Raw genomic sequence first — 20,302 nt, 5'->3', positions numbered from 1 at the left:
AGTCTTACTCCTCCGTCCCGCTGACGTTGAAGACGAGGTTTTGTCCGTCGGGGGTGAAGCAGACGTCGCCGATGATGTCGCCTGTCACCTGGATGTCGATCGGGGTGGGGGCTTTGTCTTCCGCGGGATTGAACTGCAGGAGTTTTCGCGGCCGGGATCCTGAGCCGAAGACGATGCGGTCTCCCCGCGGATCCCAGGCCATGTCGGCGTAGGGGGCTTTGTCACTGTTGAAGTGCACCTTATAGCCGGCGGATTTGCCAGCAGCGTTGATCGTGGCAATGTCATAGGTGCCGTTGTCTGACCTGCGACCTTTGAAGCAGAGCCAGTTGCTGTCGGGCGACCAGGCCATGTTCCAGTAGATGCTGTTGTAGGGGGCATCGCCCAGGGAGAAGAGGCTGATTTTGGTACCTTCGATCAGATCATAGACCTGGATGGTGACTCCCCCGGGGCCGTAAAAGGTGTAGGCGATTTTTCTGCCATCGGGGGACCACTGTGCGCCCCAGCTATCCGGGACGATCAGTTCCCGCTGGGTGCCGTCTGTGTGCATCAGGGCTGCACCTCGTGGTGAAATGCTGGAGCAGGCAACGCGGTTTCCGGCGGGTGACCAGCTGGGCATGACGCCTGAGCCGATTGCATTCAACTGGCTGCCATCCGCGTTACAGACCATGACTTTACCGTCCGAGAATGATTCTCCCTGCTGTGATTTACGGCCGTCAAAGGCGAACTTCGTTCCGTCAGGCGAAAAGACCGGAGAGCCGGCGGTATGGTATTCACCGGGCACCAGGAACAGTTTCGCTGCGCCTCCCTCTGGTGAGACTTGATAAAAACGCACGCGTTTGACGTTCGTTTTTTCGTCCGCGTAACTGGAGAGACCAGCCTGGCAGAGCAGGCCGATCGTACAGATGAGTGTCAGCAGTTTGGGAAAGGCGTGCATATGATTCTCTCTGTGGTTACTGGTTCTGGCTGATAAGAAAGTTCTCGCTATTTATCGCGTGCGTTGAACAGCAGCCGTTGACCGTCGGGGGAAAAGGTAACGTCGCCGTTGATGTTTCCGTCCACGGTGATGTCCAGCGGCGTGGGTGGTTTGTCCTCCGCGGGGTTGAATTGCAGCAGTTGTCGGGGCGAGGTTGGAGAGCCGAAGACGATCTGGTCTCCCCGCGGCGACCAGGCCATGTCCTGGTAAGGAGAGCGTTTACTGTTGAAATGAACTTTATAACCTGCCTTACTGCCGGCGGTGTTGACGGTGAGGACATCGTAACTCCGGTCCTCAGCCCGTCGGCCCAAAATGCAGATCCAGTTGCTGTCGGGGGACCAGGTCATGTTCCAGGTGAAACTGGCGTAAGGATTGTTTTCTTGCGGAAAGAGCTCGGTTGTCGTGTCTTCGATCAGGTTATATATACGGATATTGTTGCCGTAGTAGTAGGCGATGCGTGTTCCGTCGGGCGACCATTGTCCGCCCCAGCCTCGTTCGGCGATGATTTTCTCATTAGTGCCATCCGCGTTCATCACCGCGACACTGTAAGGGGGCTTGGAGAAAGCGATGCGGTTTCCGCCGGGTGACCAACTGGGCATTGCGCCGGGACGCAGGACCTTGAAGTCAGATCCATCTGCGTTGACGACCATGATGTGGACATTCGAGAAACTTTCCCCCTCCTGCGATTTCCAGCCATCGAAGGCGAGCTTCTGTCCATCGGGAGAAAACACGGGGGAGCCGGTGTTGTAGTAGTCTTCCGCAACGAAAAACACCTGGGGATCTTTGCCTTCGGGGGAGGCGATATAGAAGCGGGTGCGGTTGGTCTGTTTTTTCTCATCCGCGCGGGACTGTGCATCGGGAGTGAGAACGAGTGTGAGACAGATCAGGCAGCCGGTGAGCACGGGCAGTATAGATTTCATCTTGGATCCTTTTCGAAACCACAATAGTCATATTTTCAGGCAGGATGTGTTCAGCTGTTATATCATTTCCCGGAAGTGGTTCAACGAAAAAATCACAGATCGGCGTGTGTTATTGTGGGGTGTAGAACGAGTCTGCCTGAAATCACAAGATCAGTTTTTGAACTAAGTGGGGAATTGAGTTAGTTTTGCAGAAAGGGATGAGATCGGCTTGAGGTCTGCCTCAGATGCAAGTAGCCTGATGTAATAGAGACCTGCAAAGGTGAAGAGCGGGTCTGATCTTTTTTTAATTCAGGAGTTGCTTGATGAAGAATTCCAGTTTTGTGAATCGCGAGCTGGTCTGTACGACGTTGATCGTGTTCATCGTCAGTGGGATCGCCGCGTGGGCCGCCAGTAGCAAGACTGTGCCGGATGTCGAATATGCCAAATCCACCGTCGACTTTGGGATTGTGGTCAGCGACCTGGAGAAATCTCTCGAGTTCTATAAAAACGCCCTTGGCATGCAGGAACGCGAGATGTTCGCAGTGACTCCCGAAATGGGAGGCGACTCGGGTCTGTCCGATTACCAGGCGTTCAAAGTGTATCCCCTGGTACTGGCGAATGATAAAACGGCGACCAATGTCAAACTGATGCAGTTCAAAGAGGCACCGGGTAAGAAGGTCGACAACTCCTTCATCCACTCATCACTGGGTGTGAGCTACCTGACGCTCTACGTCAAAGACATGAATGCCGCCCTTGAACGGGCGAAAGCTTATGGCGTCAAGCCGATTGCCAAAGGACCGATCTCACTGCCGGAAGGTTTCCCTAAAGGGGTTTACCTGGCACTGGTTCGCGATCCCGATGGCAACCTGGTCGAACTGGTCGGTCCGAAGAAATAATCGACCTTCATTCCAGACGGATCAACCATGATGACACTCGATCGAGTGTCATCATTTTTTTGTGCTCATGCCGTACTTCTTCATTTTGTTGTACAGCGTGACGCGGCTGATGCCCAGTGTTTTCGCCGTGTTGGTGCGGCTGTAATTGTTCTTGAACAGAGCCTGCTCGATCAGTTCTTTCTCGGTAACCGCGACCTGATCGCCCAGTCGTTCGGAGTCGCTCTGTCTCTGGTGACCCAGGATGACCGACGGATCGTTGGTTGGTCCGGCCTGTCCCATCAGAATGTGTGTCGGCAGATTCTCTCTGCGTAAGATACCGTCGCGACAGTAAATCACGGCACGGCGAATCACGTTTTCCAGTTCACGCACGTTGCCGGGCCAGGGGTAGGCGTGGAGTGCGTCGAGGAATTCATCGTCGATGCCTTCGATCACAATATTGTGTTTCGTCGCCATCTGTTTGACGAAGCCTGTTGCCAGCATGATGACGTCCGACTTGCGACGACGCAGCGGAAGGACGTCAAACTTCAGCATGTTGAGACGATAGTAAAGGTCCGGTCGGAATTTGCCCTGTTCAACCAGCGGCTGCAGGTCCATGTTGCTGGCCACGACGAGTCGTGCCTGGTTGACGTGTGTCTTATTGGAGCCGATCGGTTCGAACTCGCCGGTTTCGATGACCCGTAACAGTTTGACCTGCTGTTCGGGGCCGAGCACATCGATTTCGTCCAGCAGAATCGTACCCCGGCCGGCAGCGAGAAACTTACCTTCCTTATCGGCGTGGGCACTGGTAAACGAACCTCGGGTGTGGCCGAAGAGTTCACTTTCAATCAGGTCGTTGGGTAGAGCACCACAGGCGACGTTCAGGAACGGTTCATCCCGGCGGGGAGAGACTTCGTGAATCAGCCGCGAGAGGTATGTTTTACCGGCTCCGGTTTCCCCGATGAGCAGTACGGTCACATCGTGTTGAGCGGCGATCTCCAGTTCGTTGAGCATGATCTTCATCTCATGCGAACTGGTTTCAAAGCGACGGGTAATCCCGTGTAGAATTGATGTGTCCGATTCCAGTGGGACCTCGTCCTGTTGCCTGTTGTGCCGGGACCCAGAGGACCTGCCTCGACCAGCACTACCACCGGTTGATGCGACGGGGGTACCGCCCGCGTTCATGGACATGGTTTCGCTGACCAGTACTTTTTCTTCCGGGTTCAACAAAGAATCGATGTCGAGCAGCAGTTCCGCTTCGCTGGCGAAGCCTCTGATGTGTTTCAGGGTACCGCAGGCGACTCGACGTTCGAGGATTTCCGGACATTCCTCCTCGGTCAGCATGATCAGTTCGGTTTCGGGGGCGTGGTGTTCAATCTGCTCGAGCAGATGATCTTCCTGGTGTCCGCCTGAAATCAGGAACCGCAGATCGACGAGAATGGAGTCGATCTCCTGTTCCCGGCAGTGGGCCAGGCAGTCTTCCAGAGTACTGCAGATGATCAAATGAAATGTTTTCTTGAAATGTGCCAGGATCTGTTGCTGCAGGACAGTATCGCGTGTGACGAGAATCAGTGTAGGCAGTTCCATAATGACTTTCTCTATTTCCAGATGACCAGGTGGTAACTCAGGATGTTGAACCTCGATCTGGTGTTAACACGGCGAGCGTGTCTGACCGAAGTGCTTCTGTTTTTAAACAAATGCAATGCCAGACTGTTAAGGAATTCAGACGGACTCTGTTTAAGTGACTGAAGTCAAACAGCTTGAGAAAAGTAAAACTGTCTGGAATGCCTGGGAAAGGCACCGTGGTCTGTGGTGAAAAGGCATCATGCAGCGCGCGTGTTGTTTTTTGACAACGGTTGTGGACTGCTGATGGCAGGGATCGTAACGATTTCAACGGGGGACGGTGAAATTGGCAGGGGCGCGCTATTGGATGACGATTTACGGCTTGTTAAACTTCAGAAACAGCAAGACGGTTTCATGTCAGTTACATCAGAGAGGATAGTGCAGTGGCAACGTTTGCAGTCATCCTGGCAGCAGCAGGAAAGAGCAGCCGGTTTCAGTCGAAGGGGGCGAAGATCCTGGGATCGGGACCACAGAAGAAACCCTTCATGGATCTGAAAGGCCGCGCCGTCTGGGTGCGGTCTGCGGAGATCTTTTCCAATCGCGAAGATGTGAAGCAGCTGATTATTTCGGTCTCAACGGATGATATTGAATGGTTCAAACAGAAGTTCCGTCCGAATCTGGCGTTCATGGATATCGAAATCGTTCCCGGGGGAGAAGAACGGGCGGACTCGGTACAGAACGCGCTGGCCCGTGTTAAAGCCGACATCGATTACGTGGCCATCCACGATGCCGCCCGACCGCTGATTACCGATAAGTGGGTGGGAGAACTGTTCGCGGCGGCGGAGAAACATCACGCCGTCATTCCTGCGGTGCGGGTTTCGAGCACACTCAAGCGGGCAGGCAAGGATCGGCAGATTCAGGAAACGGTCGACCGTACCGATCTCTGGGCAGCGCAGACGCCGCAGGTCTTTCAGCGGCAGATCCTGCTCGACGCTTATGCGAAGCGGGGCGATTTCCAACCTACCGATGAAGCACAGCTGGTAGAACATATCGGGCAGGCGGTGACGATTGTGGAAGGTTCTCCCCTGAACCAGAAGATCACGACGGCCGCCGACTTCAAAATGGCCGAGGCGCTGGTCAATGCTCTACCCAAACCCAAGGGAATTCAGGCGCTGCATCCCTTTGCGGATGAGGAACCGCGGGGGATCCTGTAAGCCGTGGATGTGAGTTTGGTAAAACTTATGTGAAGCCGTGGTTTCTGTTTGAGCTTCTGAAAGGCGCGGGTTAGACTTGAACCGAGTGATCCCCGTTCAATAAAGGAAGAGACCATGAGTTCTACCCCCGATGCTCCCGAAACACCCGATTCCAAACCCGCTCCCGCGAAGAAGAAAGTCAGTACCCAGCGGCGGATTATTTCCTGGGTCTTCATTCTGATTCTGCTGGGCGTGCTACTCTTGGAATGGCGGGCCAAGACCTCGCAGGCGAAGACGTTCGACAATCTCGACGCTGCCAGGGAAGCCGCGGGAAGATCAGGGGAAGTTCCGTTTGAAGACTTCCAGGCCAGCATGATTCAGGGAAGCCCTTCTGAGGAACTGGATGAATCAGGGGCGATTCTGAAGCTGTACCACTATCGCTGGGGAGGCGTCTTCAAGACATACCATCTGCGGATGCTGGTGGACAATGATGGCCAGGTGATTGTCTTCGATACCGCTGCCGAAGGAAGCGCGGTAAGTGGGATGCCCCGGATTTCGAAGGAGCGAATGGACGCCTTCGTGAAGGGACAGAAGGAACACGTTAAGCAGAAGGCGGCAGAGTCAGCCGAGGCAAAGGCGTCGAGAGACAAACAGGCTGCGGAAGAAGCCGCGGCTGCTGAAACGCAGTCGGAGAACTGAGGCGCATAAAAAAACGCATCCGAAAAGGGATGCGTTTTTTGTGTATTGTCAGATCTCAGTGGTTACTGATTGTTCTGCAGACGGGAGAGACGGGCACGCCGTTCTGCACGTCGTCTGTTTCTTCGGTTTTCATCGCTGGGCTTTTCGTAGTATTCGCGGCGACGCATTTCTTTTTTGATACCAGCGTGTTCAACAATCTTGCGGAACCGTTTGACTGCCTCCTGAATAGATTCGTTTTCTCGTAACCGAAGTTTAACCACTCAAATCACCTTTTCTTTTTCCTGATTTCTGTCATTGTCTGGTTCACAGATCCACTCAAATCGGGATCTACTTAAATATCAATCGGTCTCATCTGAGATGAGAATTCAGACGAATTCGACTGTAACGGGTCGCACAAAGGGACCTCGCGCTACAGAGCGGGACCGATAAAGATAACAAACCCATCAAGTTCTGCAAAGCCAACCGCGAAAAATACTCAATGAATTTCCTGCTGAAAGTGTTCAGACGAGCACGTCTATTCGGCTTTGAGGATCCCCATCCGCTCCAGTTTGGACTGACATTCGTCCCGTTCCCGGCTGCGTTTGAGCGATTTCCAGGTCTCATCCTGCACTTCGAGGAAGAGTTCGGACGAGAAGGGCGGTGCCAGAGACTTTTCAGCGGCCCGGCTCATCAGGCGTTCGATGACCCCTTTATCGAGGCGGGTCAGGAACATGGCTCCCTGGCGATAGTCTTCAAAAGCTTCCCAGACGACGGGGAACAGGGGTTTGACGATCTGTTCGCCGATGGCCCGCGAGTATTCCTGAATCTCCCACTGTGCATGCGAATCCATGCGTAAACTCAGGAAGTGAATCAGGTTATGTAAATCAATTTTCCAGTAGGCTTCGGTGTAAGTTGCCAGGGGCAGGTCTTTGCGAGCCTGTTCACGGGCGACGCCGGCTTCGAGGCGGGCTTCGTAGACGGCGCGGGCCTTTTCCTGAAATTCGGTTTCTTCCGCAGTCAGCTGAGTGCCGACATCCTCGGACAGTGGGGCATCACTGCCCTGCCGGTTCGAGGTGGCCTGGGTTCGCCATTCGCCGGGAAGCGTCGTCTGAGCAGAGTCAATAGCGACCGAATACCGGGTGCTGTACTCGTTGACATTCGCGGTCCGATGCCGGATCCACTGGCGCCAGCAGTCCATGGGAACACGCACGAGAAACTTCAATTCCGCCATTTCGAAGGGGGTGCTGTGACGATGACGCATGAGATAGCGGATCAGCGTGCGGTCGTCGGAGACGCGTTTGGTCCCTTCTCCGTAGCTGACGCGGGCTGCCTGGACAATTGAGCTGTCGTCGCCCATCACGTCGACCAGGCAGACAAACCCGTCATTGAGAACAGGAACTTTTTTCCAGCGAAGCTGTTCAACGAGTTCAGACCGCTCCGTCATCGGAAACACTCCCAGCAAGTATCAAAAGAGAATTGAAATATGAGATCAGGGGCAGGCAGAGGCATGCAATCTGCCAACAGCCATTTATAGTCAACCGGGCGTTTAAACGACACCGTACCGGCGGCTGAGTCTGCCAAAATCGGCAAAATCCCGCCGGAATCGGATTGGATTTCAGTAAATCGTGAGGCGGGACTGGATGTCCACCGTCCGGTTTTCCCGGGAGGATTTGAGGGCGGCGAGCAGGATTTCGGTCACGTGCCGGGCTGTGGCGGCGTTCGACAGCGGGGGCTGGATTCCCTGGCGGATGCAGGCAGCCCAGTGCTGGTGCGAATTCTGCACGGGATAGGTCGAGAGGTCGATCGATTCTTCGACGAGCGGCAGATCTTCATCGACGTCCGAACTGGGGTAAAAATAACTGAGCAGTTTGGGCTGACGACAACTGACGATTTTGCCCCGGGTGCCATGCACGGAAAATTCGTAGGTCCGGGCGGCATCGCACCAGCCGGTCTGCGCGGTGCCGAGAGCGCCGTTTTCGAATTCGAGGATCATCGACGCTGTGTCTTCCAGGCGGGTCGGCTTGGCGACGGTCGTCAGTTTCGCGGTGATCGATTTCACTGCGCCTACGGTGCCGACCAGGTTCGCGATGGCATAGACGCCCATATCGAACAGGGCGCCGACGTCGGCCTTGTCGGTGTCGAAGAACCAGAGGTCGTCGGACGGCTTTTCTTCGAGGATCTGTTGAATGCCGGCGTAATAGACTTCCGGTCCCCCATGACTGGCGCGGGCCTGGGCCGAGGAGATCGAACCGAGTTTGTCATCCTGAATATAATTGCGGGTGGCCAGCACCTGCGGGTTGGACATGTAGGGGAGGGCGAGTACTGTCTGATTGTGGTTGGCGGTCTCTTCCACAAACGCGTCAGCTTCGTCCATGGATGTGCTGAGTGGCTTTTGCATATAGACATGCTTGCCGGCCTGGATGGCTTTGAGGCCCCATTCGACGTGCAGCGGATGGGGCAGAGCGATGGCGACGGCGTTGATGCGTTCGTCGTCGATAATGTCCTGGTAATTGTGGGTCCATTCGGGAACGTTGAATTTGCGACAGAGGACTTCGAGGCGGGACTGTTTGCGGCCGGCGAGCATCAGGACGTCACAGTTGCTCACGGTCTGCAGTTCCGGCAGATGCATTTTGGCAGCGATGCCTCCGGCTCCGATAATGCCGACTTTCAATTGTTCCATCACAGTCTCCTCTTACCACGGTCACTTTGAAAACTCAGAGGATTTCAGTGTCTTCATTTTCGCTGTGGCTGTAAAGGATACACGGTTACCGTGCAGCGGAGATTTTCTCAATCAAGGGAGGACTCAGGCTTCTGGCCGGCGATGATCAGGTTCCAGGTCAGCCGATTCAAGAGCCAGGCGGGCAGGTGCTCCAGGCAGCCGTCGGTCAAGCAGGCCAGTTTCGCACAGGGTGTGGTGAGCCACTGTGGAGAGAGAGGGACTTCGGCGAAGGGGGTTGAAAACAGTCCCTGGGGGCGCAGACGGATGTTTGTGAGACCGGCGCGGCTGCAGGCCGCCTGCAGTTCGGCTGACGAGAGTTCCCGTTGATCGGAGGAGTAGTTCGCGTCAATGCGTTTGCGGATCGTGCGGGCGAAGGAGATCACCGGGTTAGCGGGCTGCGGTTCATTGGCGACAAGCCAGCCTCCCGGTTTCAACAGTTGGATCAGTGCTGCGAGTGTCGCATCGAGATTGTCGAGGTGGTGCAGCAGGCCGATGGCAAAAATCAAGTCGAACGAGCGCCCCGGTTGGAACTCCTGAATGTTCTGTGCCACGAATTGAATGCCCGGTCCCCCGTTAAACTCGCGAGCATATGCAATCAGGTTAGTCGAGTAATCGACGCCACAGTAGTCACCAATGTGGCCTTGCAGGTATTGGGCGGCGAAGCCCGCCCCGCAGCCGACTTCCAGTACTGCCGCGTTTTGGGAGCAGGGGACGGCCTGCAGGGTTTGCAACAGGCGGTGACGCCGCGCAGCGCGCGAGGCGGGGAGCAGGTCCTTACGACAATACTCGCCTGCGATGCGGTCGAACAGTTCCCGGTCACGCGTAGCGTGGTCTGTAGGCTGCTCTCCCGTGGGGAGATGGTTCAAATTGTCGTGTGGGCTTTGATCGTTCATGATTCAGCGTGACGGATCTGCATTTCTCAACAGGGAACGAGGTAACTACTTCTGGCAGCGTTTATCGATCATATCTGCGAGCAGGGCGAAAAACGCAGTGTTCATGCCGAACATCAGCAGCATGACCGATTTGTCGGTGATGTTCTGTAAGACGAATACGTCGTAACAGATCGAAATCGAAAAGGCGATCAGCTGAATGACGGCAAAGGGGCCGAAGACTTTGAGAGGGGCGAAATAGACGCCCAGGCGGATGATCAGCTGCAGGAAACGGAGGGTATCACGGATCGGTTGTATTTTGGATTTGCCGATACGGCGGGCGTAGCCGATCGGTTCGTAATGTACGGTGTACTGGTTCGTGAGATGGGCGAGCGTGATTGTTGTGGTGAAACTGAACCCGTCCGGCAGCAGTCCCAGGAACTTTTCCGCGAGGCTGCGACGAAAGACACGGAGCCCGGAATTCAAGTCGGGGATGTTTCGGCCGGCGATCCAGGAAGCGTAGTGCCTGAGGAAGAATTTCGGCAGTTTTCGCAGCGTGGAATACTCGACGTCATCTGCAGTGCGCGAGCCGACCACCATGTCGTATTGATCCATGTGGGCGAGCAGGTCTTTGATCCGTGCATTGGGGTAGGTGCCGTCCGCGTCGGTAATCACGATCCAGTCATGGCTCGCGTGGCGGATTCCTGTTTTCAGCGCAGCACCGTAGCCCTGGTTCGTTTCGTGGTGGAACAGCTTGAGATCGGGGTGTGTTTCGCGGAGGGCCTTGAGGGCTGCGGAAGAACCGTCGGTCGAGCCATCATCGACTACGATCAGTTCGTGCGGTCCCGTTTCAGCCAGGATGGTTTCCAGGTCGACGATCGCCGCCGGCAGCGCTGCGGCTTCGTTATACAGGGGAACGATGACGGTGAATGGTTGCAGTGACATAGGCCTGGTTCAGCGCGACGGCTGATCTTTCTGTTCCTTGTGGTGCGGGTGGTCGGAATAGCGCTGCAATTCAGGAGAGGCTGCATCGCCGTTCACGATCCAGATGGTGCGGTCCTTGAAGTAATCGAGGAGTTGCTGATTTTTATCAGGTTCGAGGACCCGAGCCCAGACGACTTTGGCGCCGTCGATGTCAGCCCGGTTATAAATCCATTCTTTGTGTACGCTGTGATTCTGGTGATAGTTGACCAGCACCAGGTGCTTGCCGGGTGTCGACTGCAGTCGTTCAAGGATCTGTTGACGGGCGCGGGCCCATTGATGGAATTCCGCGACTGCAGCTGGGAGGGCCCCCGAGGCGGCGCTGGCGATGGTGGTCAGAGCGGTTAATACGAGGGCGGTTGCGATCAACGTACTTCCCACGGGCCGCCAGTGGTGTTTCCAGACAGCCACGTAGCGGAGGCACTGGACCTGCAGCAGAATCAGCAGACAGCCGATGGGGGCGAGGTAGTGCGGGTGTCCGGAGGTGTCCTGGGCCAGAACTCCCGCGATGACCAGCGCGGAGGTGCCGACTGCAAACAGATTCGCCCGATTGCGGAAGAGAGCTCCTGCCCCCAACAGGCAGATCAGACCGGCCATGTAGGAACCCGTATAGACGAGATCGAATTTCAAAAGCTTGACCGGCAGCGAGAAACGGGTGCTGTCGAATTTATGTTCCATCAGCTGGTTCGCGGGCGAGGCGTCGAGATCGTAGCCGTAGATCGTGCGGAACTGTTTTTCCGTGTCGGGTGTTTCTTCGCTGGAGACGAGAATACCATCGAGGGAATGGGGCCAGTACTGTTCGATCCAGACCTGGTATGGGAATTTTAATGCATTACCCGTCACGCGGAAGTTGTAATAGCCCATCCACAGAAAAGCGGGGAGCAGGACCAGGAGCATCGGTAAGACACAGCGCAGCAGGGCGACGCGCCAGCCCGGTGAGTTATGACCGATGAGCCAGACCAGCAGAACGAGGGCCACAGGAATCGCTGTCAGCAGGCCTTCGTAGGGCCGACTGTTCGCGAGCAGAACAAGACCCATGGCGAGCGCGAGGGACGTGGAACTGCGCGGCGTTTGTTTCAGACGGGGGAGTGCCCCGAAGAGCAGGGCACCGCCGAGCAGAGCGACCTGGCCTCCCCAGTAAGAGAGTCCCCAACCGGTTAGAAACGACGCATTCAGCGCGGCGAGAAAGCCGCCATACACGGCCCAGCGTCGTGGGACCCAGCCGCAGAGCATCCAGAAGATGGCAGCACAGGCGGCGGCCATGCCGAGCCAGGCACCAGCAATCGGATAGCCGGTCGTGGCTTGTCCCAGTGCGAGCAACAGTCCCTGTGCGGGTGGATATTTCGCCTGGTACGTAGGCTGGTGAATGATATGGAAGCTTTCGAAGTGTTCCCACTGGGGATGCGTGGGGTTGGTCAGTTGGCCGGATGCAAAAGTATCTGCAGCGAGCAGGTATGCGAACTCGTCGTGGACCATGGGAGCGGGAATGCGGATACAGAGACCGATGCCGAGTTCCAGCAGCAGCGTCAGGCAGAAGAAGAACAGGACACCCCGGGTGACACTGTCAGAAAAGCGGCGCATGAGCCAGCGGAACGGTTTCAGAATCGAGACCGTCGGGTGCGGGCTGCAGATGGCAATCGCGATGGCGCAGCAGACAATGATCAGTGGTAAGAGGTTATTCATGGGTGTTGGCTGTGGTCACGGTATCCGGGAGAAGCGTGATTTCGCGGCAGTCTTTCGTCGAGGAGAGGAGAAAATATTGTGCGGGGCAAACACGAGGCATGACAAGAGGGGAACAGGGACTTTTGCGGTAATCGAGCGGATCATGTGTTTCAGGTGCGGGCTGTGATGTTGCCGAAACGCATCATTTCCGCAGCATCCCTTTGATCGGACGCATCGGTGCCGGTAGAATCGATGTCTGCGAACCCGGCTGACTGAAGCCGGTTCGAAGTCCCCCAGCTTAAGGAGCTGCCATGCGAGAGTTTCATCATGTGGGTGTGATTACCGACGATCCACAGCCGGGCGAAATCTACGTGGAAGAGACAAAGGTGTATGTCACCAACCCGAATGAGCATCCTTATAAAATCGAATATCTCAGGTTCGAGCCCGATACGCCGGTCACCGGACCGGTTCGTTATCAGCCGCACATTGCCTTTAAGGTGCCGGATATCGATCAAGAAATAGAAGGCTTGCACGTTCTGCTGGGGCCGTTCCAGGCGATGGAGAATCTGAAAGTGGTTTTTGTGTTGATCGATGGTGCCGTCTATGAATTCATGGAGTTCTCAGAGGGTACCGAATTTGGAGAACTGACATCATGACGTTGTTACGTGGTTACCTGTGTGTGGCTGTCTGTCTGGTCCTTTGTTGTTGTGTGACGCAGGTTTTATTTGCGGAGGAAACAAAGCCGCTGAAGATCGGCATCATTGGCCTGGATACTTCGCATGCGAGCAACTTCACCAAAATTTTGAACAGCGCGGAGCCGAAGTTTCCTGAGTTCAAAGCCTGTCGCGTGGTCGCCGCTTATCCGCGGGGGAGTCGAGACATCAAGGAGAGCGTGGAATCCGTTCCCCAGATCACAGAGCAGGTGACGGCACAGGGGGTAAAGATCGTACCCAGTATTGAAGCGTTGCTGGACGAGGTCGATGTGGTGCTACTGGAGAGCAACGATGGTCGCGTGCACCTCGAGCAGGCACTGCCCGTGCTCAAAGCGGGGAAGCCTCTGTTTGTCGACAAGCCGGTCGCCGGTGATCTGACGGATGTGATTGCCATTTATGAAGCGGCGAAACAGTACAAGACCCCGGTCTTCAGTTCTTCATCACTGCGATACACCGATGGTGCGAAGAAGATTAACAGCGGTGTGGTGGGTGAGATCATTGGCTGTGATGCTTACAGTCCCTGTCCTATGGAAAGTACCCATCCCGATTTTTACTGGTATGGGATTCACGGCGTTGAGACGCTGTATACGATCATGGGGCCGGGTTGTGAAACGGTGGTCCGCATCAATACGCCGAATACGGATCTGGCAGTAGGGACGTGGAAAGACGGGCGGATCGGCACGTTCCGCGGACGCAGAAAAGAGAACAACGGTTACCAGGGAGGATACGGCGGGACTGTCTACGGGAGTAAGGGGATTGCCCCGATTGGCAGTTTCAGTGGATACGAACCGTTGCTGGTGGAAGTGGTGAAATTCTTCCAGACCGGCAAGGCTCCGGTGAGTCCGGCGGAGACGATGGAGATCTACACGTTCATGTCAGCTGCGGATCAGAGTAAAACCAACGGCGGTCAGCCGGTGTCGCTTAAGGACGTGTATCAACAGGCGCATCAGGCGGCGTTGAAGAAGCTGGCGGCGCTGAAGGATTAGCAGTTAGCATGAAACAAGAAAAGCCGGTTCACCCTGCGAGCGATCCAGGGTGACTCGGCTTTTTTATTGAGATCAAGACTTGTCAGGAAAGACAGAGCTCGGAGGACTCAGCGATTTCGGAAATCATCTCGACGAGTTGCCGACGATCAATGGGTTTGGTGATATGATCGTTACAGCCGACGGCCAGACATTTCTCCCGGTCGCCTTCCATCGCGTTGGCCGTGAGTGAGATGATTGGGCCTGTGTAACCAACGTCGCGGACTTTGCGTGTGGCACTGTAGCCGTCGAGAATGGGCATCTGCATGTCCATGAGGATCACATCGAAGAGTGCGCCTCGTTCCATCTCCTGGATCGCGGCCTGGTAAGCCTCTTCACCATTTGCGGCCAGGCACACTTCAGCGCCCGCTTTCTTGAGGATAAAGGAGATCAGCTTCTGGTTATCCGGGCCGTCTTCTGCCAGCAGAACATGTTTACCACGCAGCGGGAATTCTTCTTCCACAGACGCTGTTTTATTGTCTGCTCCAGCTGTCGCTGAAATTACATTTGTATCGAGAAGTTCGTGGATGAGTTCGATTTCTGCCAGACTGCCTGTCCGCACGGTCGCGGAGAAACGGGAACCCTGGTTAAGTTCGCTCTGAACGGAGATGTCACCGCCGAGGATGTTGGCCAGTCGTTTGCAGATGGTCAGTCCCAGTCCGGTTCCCCCGTACTTGCGTGAAGTGGACGAATCGGCCTGGCTGAAGGGACGGAACAGATTTGTCATCTGCGCTTCCGTCATGCCGATACCCTGATCGACGATCGTGAATTGGATTTGAGGCTCTTCGTAAGGTGCCTGCAGGAGTTCGGTTTCCAGTCGAATGGTGCCGACTTCCGTAAACTTGATCGCATTGCCAATGAGGTTGATCAGAATCTGGCGGATGCGGGTCGGGTCGGAATGAATTTGCGCGGGCAGGGGGAACTTGAAGTCTGTTTCGAGCTTGAGCCCCTTAGCTTCCGCCCGGACCTGCACGAGTTCCATGACTTCTTCCACAATGGTCTGTGGTGAGCAGGCGATGGATTCGACATCGAGTTTGCCTGCTTCAATTTTGGAGAGGTCCAGGATGTCGTTGATGAGTTCCATCAGGTGACCGCCGTTGCGGCGGATGGTATCCAGCGAATCGAGGAACAGTTCCGGCATCTGATGTGTGCGGGCTTCGAGTTCCAGGATTTCGGTGTAGCCGAGAATGGCCGTCATGGGGGTACGGATTTCATGGCTCATATTGGCCAGGAAGGCGCTCTTGGACTGGTTGGCGGCTTCGGCCTGTTGTCTGAGATGTTTCTGTTCGCGCAGGAGGTGAATTGCACGGATAGCGTTGCGGACCCGCGCCTTGATTTCCGATTCGGTGGCCGGTTTGGGGATGTAGTCGAAGGCACCCTCTTCAAAGGCACGGGCAATCCCTTTGCCATCACTCTGTGTGGTGACCATGATGACTGCGATTTCTTCCGCCTTGAAGTTATTACGGATTTCACGGAGGACATCAAATCCGTTGCGGGTCGGCATTTCCACATCGAGCAGCACGATGTCCGGCTGCAGTTCGTTGATTTTACGCCAGCCATCCTCACCATCGACGGCCGAATAGATTGTGTAACCTTCCGGCGTCAGGGCTTTGGAGAGGATATGCCGTACGACTTCTGAGTCGTCGACAATGAGCACCTTGGATTTATGATAGATCATGTTTCTGTTTTCTTTTGCCTTGGGGACTATTTTACGGCGGGGTTAAAACATGGAGATACACAAAATTAGGACAGGATTATCTCGTAAGAGTAAATAGAGTTTAGAAAACGCCACAAATTCGAGTCTGGCCCGGGGACCGAGTTCTGGTTAAGCAGATTGGAGACATCGCGCGGGGAGGTACACTGAGTATGGAAGATCAGTCAATATGTGTGGATTCAGTGCAGGTTCAGGTATCTCAATCGTCGGAGACCCGCAATGCGGGTATTTCCAGTTGTAACGATTCCAGCATTTCGTCCGAAGCGCCGGTGTTACTGAGGCTGAGTTCGACAAGCTGAGGCGTACCAGAGAGATAAGCGACGCCGGCATCAGTCACATTGGTATGGTCCAGAATCAGGACTTCGAGGCGGGGCAGCCGGGCCAGAATTTTGACGCCCTGGTCGCTGATATGAGTGCCGTCCAGTTCGAGGAAGGCGAGCTGGTTACAGCCGGCGATCAGTTTCGTGGTCTGATCTGTGACCGGGCAGTTCGACAGCGAGAGCGAGCGCAGCGTTTTCTGTGCGGGCTGTTGATGGAAGATCGCGAGCTCACTTTCATCGAATTTCGAGTTGGCCAGGCTGACATGCTGGAGACCGTTCTGTCCCAGCAGCGTGGCGAGGCAGGTTTCGTCAATCGTACAGAACCGCAGTGCGAGATCTTCGAGTTTCGTTAATCGAGCCAGGGCGCGCGCCCGTGGCTGGTTAATTTGAAAGCCTTCCAGCGTTAACCATTTGAGCTGTGGAAAATTCGTGAGTCGTTGGAATAGCTGATCGATTTCTGAATCGCTGAGCTGCGCGGACCGCGCGAGATGCACTCCGTCGATGGAGCGTTGATAACGCAGTAACGGTCCCGGGATGAAATGTTTCGCAGGAGCGTTTTCGAAACCACCGCGGATCAATTCGCCCCGGGAATTACGAAATTCGGTTTCCAGGTGGGCCCCGTGTTTCTGAAAGAAGGCGACCTGCTCGTGAAACATCACGATGAGAAACAGCGAGTAGGCCATCACAGTTGCCAGCAGGAACAGAACGATGAACAGGGGCCGTTTGAAGAGAGTCCGTCTGACTTGGTCGGCCTGCTTGATCGACGGGCTGTCATCCGGGGAACTCATTTTGTCTCCTGTTGTTCTAACGCGCGGTCCAGCCGCCATCGACGGTGACCATGCTGCCGGTCATGTAGCTGGATGCATTGCTGGCGAGGAAAATTGCCGCACCCTGGATTTCTTCCATTTGTGCCCAGCGGTTCATGGCGACGGCACCGACGATGAATTTCTTGATCTCTTCGGTCTCGGCGAATGGCTGATTCATGGGAGTGAGAAACGGACCGGGGCAGATCGCGTTACAGGTGATGCCGTACTCGCAGAACTCCAGACCCATGGCTCGCGTCATCTGGACCATGGCGCCTTTGCTGGCGGTATACGGAGTGCGGTTGGAGAGTCCAACCAGACCGAGTGTGCTGGCCATGTTGATGATGCGACCGTAGCCGGCTTTTTTCATATGGGGGACGACCGACCGGACACAGAGCCAGGGACCGGTGACATTCACTTTCTGCACTTCCTCGAATTCTTCCAGTGTGAGTTCATCGATGGGACCACGGATGTTGATGCCTGCGTTGTTGATCAGAATGTCGATCCTGCCGAACTCCGAGATGGCCCGTTCGGTCATCGCGGCGACCTGTTCCGGATCGGTGACGTCGGCTGCGATACCGATCGCTCTGGTGCCGTAGTCGGCTTCAATCTGAGCTGCGGTTTCTGCTGCTTCTTCCGCATGCCGACTGGTCAACAGAACGTTCGCACCTGCTGAAGCAAGTCCTTCGGCCATGGCGGAACCGAGTCCTTTGGAACCTCCGGTGATGATGGCAGCGCGTCCGGTTAGATCAAACAGTTTGATGCCTGGCAGCATGATGTCCCTTCCTGTGGTTGTTTCGGGGCCGTGGTTGCGTACGGGTTGCTCAGCTGGTTGAGATCACGGAAATATGTTTCTGGAAAGCCGGATCCGTTTCCGGGAAGTCACTTCGATAGTGTACTCCGCGGCTTTCGCGCCGTTCAATGGCAGAGGTAATCATCAGTTGAGAGACGAGCAGCATGTTCTGCAGTTCCCAGCCGGGGAGTGCTTTGAATTCGCGATCGACGACATAGCGGCTCCAGAAATCGACTTTGTCCTGCGCGTTTTGCAGAGACTCCGCGCTGCGGGTGATGCCGACATCCCGCCACATGAGGCTGGCCAGCGAGTTCCTTAAGTCCTTACTGTTGAGGTCTTCATCCGAGCGTTTTTCGGTTTCCCATTCAGACAGCAACGATGCGGAGTATTGATCGGGCATGCTGAGGGCTGCTGTGGAAGCGCCTTTGCCGGCTGCGGATCCGAAGATCATGCCTTCCAGCAGGCTGTTGGATGCGAGTCGGTTACTGCCGTGCAGACCGGTGGATGTGACTTCGCCGGCGGCCCAGAGGTGAGGCACTGAAGTTCGTGCCTGCAGATCGGTTTTGACGCCGCCAATCATGTAGTGGGCTCCGGGGCGGACCGGGATCTGATCTTTGGACAGGTCCAGGCCGAAACCCGCACAGACCTTGCTGATGTTGGGGAAGCGTTCTTTGACCAGCTGCTTGTCGATGTGCCGTAGATCGAGGTAGACGCAGGAGTGGCTGGTTTTCAGCATGCGATCGGTGATGGCCCGACTGACGATGTCGCGATGTGCGAGTTCCAGATCGGGGTGGTATTCCTCCATGAACCGCACGCCGTTGCAGTCCCGGAGGTAGGCGCCTTCGCCCCGGACGGCTTCGGAGACCAGATAGCGGGCACCCCCGGCGATATAGAGTACGGTCGGGTGGAACTGCATGAACTCCATGTCCTGCAGGCGGGCACCGGCGCGGAAGGCCAGGGCGTGTCCATCGCCGGTCGCCAGGGGGGGATTCGTGGTTTCACGGAACAGACAGCCCGCACCACCGGTGGCGAGGATGACCTGCTTGGCCCAGACGAGTGACTTGCCGTGGTAGCGGTTCCAGATGATGGCACCGCGGCACTGGCCGTCTTCAGTGACCAGGTCGAGTGTGGGGGTTTTCATCCAGGTCTGAATATTGGGACGGCTCTGGACGGCGGCGACCAGGGCCCGCATGATTTCTTTTCCGGTGGCATCGCCCAAGGCGTGCGCGACGCGTCGATGGCTGTGGCCCCCCTCTTTGGTGAGTGCGATTTTGCCATCCTGTGTATCGAAGTCGGCCCCGAATTCGATCAGTTCCTGAATGTGTCGGGGCGCTTCAGAGCAGACGTATTCCACCAGTTCGGGATCACAGAGATCCTTGCCGGCGGCGAGCGTATCCTGCACGTGGTTGGTGATGTTGTCCAGGGGATCAAGCACACCGGCAATTCCGCCCTGGGCGTAGGCACTGTTGGACTGTGTGACTTTGCCTTTGTTGACGATGATCGTCTCGAGGCGGGGATCGATTTCCAGTGCAGCGCGGCAGCCTGCGATCCCGCCGCCGATAATCAGGACGTCGGTGAAGATGTGCGGAATCCGCTTGGGATTGATACGAGCGAGGTAGCGTTGACCAGGTTCAATCTGAATCGGATCCAAGTCGGGTGCTCCTTAAACTCGTTGTCGGGAAGAATCTCAGATGGTCATGCAGGAAAAACCGCCATCCACGGCGATGTTAGTGCCGGTGATGAAGCTGCCGGCCTTACCGGAGGCCATCAGCAGGACCGCCCCTGCCAGCTCCTCGGGATCGCCGAATCGCTGCGCAGGCGTATGATTCATAATACTCTTTACGCGTTCGGGTGTCAGCACTTTTCGGTTCTGTTCGGCAGGAAAGAAGCCGGGAGAGAGTGCATTGACCCGTACACCCTGTTCGGCCCATTCGCGAGCCAGGTTCTGTGTCAGGTTGAGCACAGCGGCCTTCGAGGCGGAATAAGTGAAGACGCGTGAGAGCGGAGTGATGGCACTCATGGAAGCGATGTTGATGATCGAGCCAGGGATTTCCTGCTTGAGCATAGCTTCGCCGAAGACCTGGCAGGCGACTTTCACGCTGAGCAGGTTGACGCGGAAGATATCGTCCCACTCTTTGTCGCTGATTTCGAGGAAGGGTGTCGCCGCGTTGATGCCAGCACCGTTGACCAGGATATCGGGTGTCCGATCACTGGCCTTAAGGTGTGCGATGATTGCTTCCAGATCAGCACGGTTTGTGGAATCGGCCTGGAAGAACTCGGCACTGCCGCCCAGATCTTTGATCAGCTTCACACGACCGTCGCCGTTTTCCTGGTTACGTCCCACGATAATGACATGGGCGCCGGCCTGGGCCAGAGCGTCTGCAATGGCGCCCCCCAGAACTCCGGTACCGCCGATGACGGTCGCCGTTTTGCCGGACAGACCGAACAATGTCTGTAAATATCCGGATGAGTTTGATTCACTCATCGCATACCACCTTCTCTATCTCTCTACGATTCAATCACGGGAG

The 20,302-nt window shown here is 55.8% G+C and carries 19 protein-coding genes; 5 read left to right on the top strand and 14 right to left on the bottom strand.

Going from position 1 to position 20,302, the window contains the following annotated elements:
* Window positions 1-4: 4 nt before the first annotated feature.
* Both RID21_RS12160 and RID21_RS12155 read right to left on the bottom strand, forming a co-directional pair.
* The gene (locus RID21_RS12160; protein ID WP_350189230.1) at window positions 5-934 is read right to left on the bottom strand and encodes a TolB family protein; all 930 of its coding nucleotides are present in this window, start codon (window positions 932-934) and stop codon (window positions 5-7) included.
* Between the two features lie 47 nt (window positions 935-981).
* Window positions 982-1,893 carry a TolB family protein gene (locus RID21_RS12155; RefSeq protein WP_350189229.1) on the bottom strand — a complete coding sequence of 304 codons (912 nt, stop codon included), beginning with the start codon at window positions 1,891-1,893 and terminating at the stop codon, window positions 982-984.
* 302 nt (window positions 1,894-2,195) lie between these two features.
* On the opposite strand from RID21_RS12155, the gene RID21_RS12150 reads away from it, so the two are divergent.
* Complete coding sequence (locus RID21_RS12150; protein ID WP_350189227.1) at window positions 2,196-2,768, top strand: VOC family protein; 573 nt, start codon at window positions 2,196-2,198, stop codon at window positions 2,766-2,768.
* Between the two features lie 51 nt (window positions 2,769-2,819).
* Here the strand turns inward: RID21_RS12150 and RID21_RS12145 are convergent, their stop codons facing one another.
* The gene (locus tag RID21_RS12145) at window positions 2,820-4,331 is read right to left on the bottom strand and encodes a sigma-54 interaction domain-containing protein (RefSeq protein WP_350189225.1); all 1,512 of its coding nucleotides are present in this window, start codon (window positions 4,329-4,331) and stop codon (window positions 2,820-2,822) included.
* Window positions 4,332-4,750: 419 nt separating this feature from the next.
* On the opposite strand from RID21_RS12145, the gene ispD reads away from it, so the two are divergent.
* Together ispD and RID21_RS12135 are read left to right on the top strand one after the other, a co-directional pair.
* Window positions 4,751-5,521: a 2-C-methyl-D-erythritol 4-phosphate cytidylyltransferase gene (gene ispD / locus RID21_RS12140; protein ID WP_350189223.1), complete on the top strand. Its 771-nt coding sequence runs from the start codon at window positions 4,751-4,753 to the stop codon at window positions 5,519-5,521.
* Between the two features lie 114 nt (window positions 5,522-5,635).
* The gene (locus RID21_RS12135) at window positions 5,636-6,199 is read left to right on the top strand and encodes a hypothetical protein (protein ID WP_350189221.1); all 564 of its coding nucleotides are present in this window, start codon (window positions 5,636-5,638) and stop codon (window positions 6,197-6,199) included.
* 62 nt (window positions 6,200-6,261) lie between these two features.
* On the opposite strand, the gene rpsU is transcribed toward RID21_RS12135, so the two are convergent.
* From rpsU to RID21_RS12105, 6 genes are all read right to left on the bottom strand, one after another.
* Window positions 6,262-6,459, bottom strand: coding sequence for a 30S ribosomal protein S21 (gene rpsU / locus RID21_RS12130; protein ID WP_144980715.1), 198 nt, complete (start codon window positions 6,457-6,459; stop codon window positions 6,262-6,264).
* 254 nt (window positions 6,460-6,713) lie between these two features.
* Window positions 6,714-7,622: an FAD-dependent thymidylate synthase gene (gene thyX / locus RID21_RS12125; RefSeq protein WP_350189219.1), complete on the bottom strand. Its 909-nt coding sequence runs from the start codon at window positions 7,620-7,622 to the stop codon at window positions 6,714-6,716.
* A gap of 171 nt (window positions 7,623-7,793) precedes the next feature.
* The gene (locus tag RID21_RS12120; RefSeq protein WP_350189217.1) at window positions 7,794-8,858 is read right to left on the bottom strand and encodes a Gfo/Idh/MocA family protein; all 1,065 of its coding nucleotides are present in this window, start codon (window positions 8,856-8,858) and stop codon (window positions 7,794-7,796) included.
* A 107-nt stretch (window positions 8,859-8,965) separates the two neighbouring features.
* Window positions 8,966-9,790: a class I SAM-dependent methyltransferase gene (locus RID21_RS12115; RefSeq protein ID WP_350189215.1), complete on the bottom strand. Its 825-nt coding sequence runs from the start codon at window positions 9,788-9,790 to the stop codon at window positions 8,966-8,968.
* A 45-nt stretch (window positions 9,791-9,835) separates the two neighbouring features.
* Complete coding sequence (locus tag RID21_RS12110) at window positions 9,836-10,711, bottom strand: glycosyltransferase family 2 protein (RefSeq protein ID WP_350189213.1); 876 nt, start codon at window positions 10,709-10,711, stop codon at window positions 9,836-9,838.
* Between the two features lie 9 nt (window positions 10,712-10,720).
* Window positions 10,721-12,430 (bottom strand): hypothetical protein, encoded by a 1,710-nt coding sequence (locus RID21_RS12105; RefSeq protein ID WP_350189211.1) that lies wholly within the window; start codon window positions 12,428-12,430, stop codon window positions 10,721-10,723.
* A gap of 290 nt (window positions 12,431-12,720) precedes the next feature.
* Here RID21_RS12105 and RID21_RS12100 point away from each other — a divergent pair, with 290 nt between their 5' ends.
* Together RID21_RS12100 and RID21_RS12095 are read left to right on the top strand one after the other, a co-directional pair.
* Window positions 12,721-13,065 carry a VOC family protein gene (locus RID21_RS12100; protein WP_350189209.1) on the top strand — a complete coding sequence of 115 codons (345 nt, stop codon included), beginning with the start codon at window positions 12,721-12,723 and terminating at the stop codon, window positions 13,063-13,065.
* Entirely contained in the window at window positions 13,062-14,108 is a 1,047-nt protein-coding gene (locus tag RID21_RS12095; RefSeq protein ID WP_350189207.1) for a Gfo/Idh/MocA family protein, read from the top strand. The genes RID21_RS12100 and RID21_RS12095 overlap by 4 nt, the downstream gene beginning before the upstream one ends.
* Before the next feature lie 82 nt (window positions 14,109-14,190).
* On the opposite strand, the gene RID21_RS12090 is transcribed toward RID21_RS12095, so the two are convergent.
* The 5 genes from RID21_RS12090 to RID21_RS12070 form a co-directional block, all read right to left on the bottom strand.
* On the bottom strand, window positions 14,191-15,822 hold the full coding sequence (locus RID21_RS12090) for a hybrid sensor histidine kinase/response regulator (RefSeq protein WP_350189205.1): 1,632 nt from the start codon (window positions 15,820-15,822) through the stop codon (window positions 14,191-14,193).
* A 235-nt stretch (window positions 15,823-16,057) separates the two neighbouring features.
* Entirely contained in the window at window positions 16,058-16,966 is a 909-nt protein-coding gene (locus RID21_RS12085) for a leucine-rich repeat domain-containing protein (protein WP_350189203.1), read from the bottom strand.
* A 16-nt stretch (window positions 16,967-16,982) separates the two neighbouring features.
* Complete coding sequence (locus RID21_RS12080) at window positions 16,983-17,756, bottom strand: SDR family NAD(P)-dependent oxidoreductase (RefSeq protein WP_155365092.1); 774 nt, start codon at window positions 17,754-17,756, stop codon at window positions 16,983-16,985.
* 49 nt (window positions 17,757-17,805) lie between these two features.
* Window positions 17,806-19,425 carry an L-aspartate oxidase gene (gene nadB / locus RID21_RS12075; protein WP_350189201.1) on the bottom strand — a complete coding sequence of 540 codons (1,620 nt, stop codon included), beginning with the start codon at window positions 19,423-19,425 and terminating at the stop codon, window positions 17,806-17,808.
* Window positions 19,426-19,461: 36 nt separating this feature from the next.
* On the bottom strand, window positions 19,462-20,259 hold the full coding sequence (locus tag RID21_RS12070; RefSeq protein ID WP_145192331.1) for an SDR family oxidoreductase: 798 nt from the start codon (window positions 20,257-20,259) through the stop codon (window positions 19,462-19,464).
* Window positions 20,260-20,302: the final 43 nt, after the last annotated feature.

Origin of the sequence: Gimesia sp., assembly GCF_040219335.1 — a bacterium.
In the GTDB taxonomy this organism is placed as follows: domain Bacteria; phylum Planctomycetota; class Planctomycetia; order Planctomycetales; family Planctomycetaceae; genus Gimesia.
The sequence above is the reverse complement of the archived record's forward strand: the minus strand, read 5'-3'. Positions and strand labels throughout refer to the sequence as shown.